Raw genomic sequence first — 2590 nt, 5'->3', positions numbered from 1 at the left:
TGCTTTCCATCAGTGACCGGAAGAAGATTTTTCTTCAATTCAGACTCAAAATTCTTATCAAACTCATCAATAATACAGAAAATTTCCGTAAATCTGTATAAAGGAATATACCTCTTTGAAATCAAGAGAGTTAGAAGAATTACTTCATTTTCAGGTAATGAGTTGGCAACCGTCCTGATTGCCGTGGTCTGCATCGCTTTGCTTGTTTGGGAAACTCTTACGGTACAAAGGTATGAAAAATATTCAGACTGAAAGGATCATTCCAAAAATTATTTTAGTCAGAATATTGAGCATTCATCCTTATGCAGTCTTGGTTGGAAGCAATTAACGAACAAGGAAGCCACGGTAAAGGCAACTCCTACTCCTACCACGCCTGCCCATCCGTAATGTTGCCAAAACAGACCTGAAACGAACGTACCAGCAGAACCGCCCAGGAAGTAGATGGTCATATAAACGGTATTGACTCGGTTGATGGCGGATGCGTCGAGGGTGACCACGCTGGTCTGATTTGACAAATGGATGCATTGCATTCCTGCATCAATCAAAAGGATGGCGATTATCATCCACAAGTAGCTGTCATTTCCAAAAAATGCCAACAACCATGCAGCCAAGATAACACATCCCCCGACAATGGAGAAGAACCTTACGCCGTACTTCTGGATATAGCCGCTAATGAATACAACCGTAGACGCACCTGCCAATCCGCACAAACCGAGTGCCCCGATAATATCGTCATCCGCAAAGAATGGCTCTTGCTTCATCCGGAAAGCAAGGCAACTCCACAACGCAAAGAACGAGCCATAAGCCAATGCCGCCCTCAACGAAGCGATACGCAAGTACGGGTATTTGGCAAGCAGACGCAACAAGGATTTCATCAGACCCGCATAATTTTCACGTGAATGAGCAGGCAGAACGGGAAGCATCTTGTAAATCATAAGAAAGCATCCGAGCATAAACACACAAGCCACAAAATAGACGGAACGCCATCCCCACATATCAGCCAGGAAACCACTTAACACCCGTGAGCCAAGAATGCCTATGAGCAGACAGGACTGTATAATCCCCACGTTGCGTATCTTGTGTGCTGGTGCTGAATGGAAAGACACCAACGGGACGAAGAACTGCGGCATAACCGAAGATGCTCCGGCAAGCAAGGATGCGCCCCACACCCAATAGATGTTAGGGGCAAGTGCTATGGCAAGCAATGCGCACGATGAAATGATATAATTGGTCAATATCAGCTGCTTTCGTGAAACCAAATCGCCAAGCGGAATGACAAACACAAGTCCGACTACATAACCTATCTGGGTCAATGTCGCAACCATGCTGGCAGAAAAGTCGCTTACCCCAAAATCCTTTGCCATGCTGCCCAACAAAGGCTGGTTGTAGTAGCAGTTGGCAACGGAAAGCCCGGTAGCGACTGCCATCAGAGCCAGCAGAGGTGCCGGAATGCCATGGTTTTCTCTCAATTCATATTTCATCATTTATTCCTCCTTTCAGTATGACACAACTTTCAATCCAATCAAGGAGGCAATGAGCGTGAACAGGAAGAAAAGCCGTATGGGAGTGGCCGGCTCTTTGAAAACGAATATCCCAATCAAGACCGTGCCGACCGCTCCGATACCCGTCCAAATGGCGTATGCCGTGCCCAAAGGCAAAGTCTGAACCGCTTTGGCAAGTAATGCCATACTCAATACCGTGGAAGCCAAGAAACCGCTTCCCCACAGATAAAAACCAATACCTGATGCCTCTCTCGTTTTTCCCAAGCAGAATGTAAGGCTTACCTCAAACAATCCTGCCAAAAATAAAATTATCCAATTCATACCTATGATTTATTAAATTCGGGTGCAAAAGTAAGCAAGTAATTTCTAACCGTTTTTTACATTTGGTAAAAACGGATTTTGCATTTGACAAAAAAACAGCCGTTAGCAGCTGTTTCTGTGCGCTATTTTATAATTTTGTACCACAACAAAATGACTTATGGATATAAAGGAAATCATCAACCAGAGATATGCCATGCCAGATGCGTCTTTGGACAAGTTGCGGCAATGCCTGACGGAAGTCTCATACCCAAAAGGATTCCAAGTGTTGGAATATGGCAAGATAGAAAAAGACATCTTTTTCATCAAGAAAGGCATTGTCCGCGCCTATACTTCGGTGGACGGAAAGGACATTACCTTTTGGGTCGGCAAGGAAGGGGCGACTATTGTTTCCATGAAAGGATATGTGAATGACGAACCGGGGTATGAAACAATGGAGCTGATGGAAAATTCTGTCTTATATGTATTGGAAAGGAAAAAACTGAAAGAGTTATTCTTGAAGGATTTGCACATAGCCAATTGGGGACGGCGTTATGCGGAAATGGAACTGCTTGCTGCCGAGGAACGGCTGATTTCCATGTTGTCAGCCGTCGCCTCGGAACGGTATCACGAGTTGTTGGAGAAAGAGCCTGATTTGTTACAGCGGTTGCCGTTAGGAAGTATCGCCACCTATTTAACGTGAGTTCGACGAATTCAAAACAAAGCGAGCTGTGTGTCAAGAGTTCTTGTAACATTGATACACGGCTTCTTCGGAAAGCAACAATATGCAG

At 44.9% G+C, this 2590-nt stretch carries 3 protein-coding genes and 1 pseudogene; 1 reads left to right on the top strand and 3 read right to left on the bottom strand.

Annotated features, from left to right (window positions below; genetic code table 11):
* From ACZM60_RS14695 to ACZM60_RS14685, 3 genes and pseudogenes are all read right to left on the bottom strand, one after another.
* A pseudogene (locus ACZM60_RS14695) lies at nucleotides 1-194 on the bottom strand (hypothetical protein); the annotation flags it as partial.
* 84 nt (nucleotides 195-278) lie between these two features.
* Nucleotides 279-1481 carry an MFS transporter gene (locus ACZM60_RS14690; RefSeq protein ID WP_489521863.1) on the bottom strand — a complete coding sequence of 401 codons (1203 nt, stop codon included), beginning with the start codon at nucleotides 1479-1481 and terminating at the stop codon, nucleotides 279-281.
* A gap of 15 nt (nucleotides 1482-1496) precedes the next feature.
* Nucleotides 1497-1823 carry a DMT family transporter gene (locus ACZM60_RS14685; RefSeq protein WP_021928755.1) on the bottom strand — a complete coding sequence of 109 codons (327 nt, stop codon included), beginning with the start codon at nucleotides 1821-1823 and terminating at the stop codon, nucleotides 1497-1499.
* Nucleotides 1824-1980: 157 nt separating this feature from the next.
* Here ACZM60_RS14685 and ACZM60_RS14680 point away from each other — a divergent pair, with 157 nt between their 5' ends.
* The gene (locus ACZM60_RS14680) at nucleotides 1981-2502 is read left to right on the top strand and encodes a Crp/Fnr family transcriptional regulator (protein WP_489521862.1); all 522 of its coding nucleotides are present in this window, start codon (nucleotides 1981-1983) and stop codon (nucleotides 2500-2502) included.
* Nucleotides 2503-2590: the final 88 nt, after the last annotated feature.

Source organism: Phocaeicola sp. (assembly GCF_057861905.1).
Note: the sequence above shows the minus strand (reverse complement) of the source record. Positions and strands in the feature narration are given on the sequence as shown.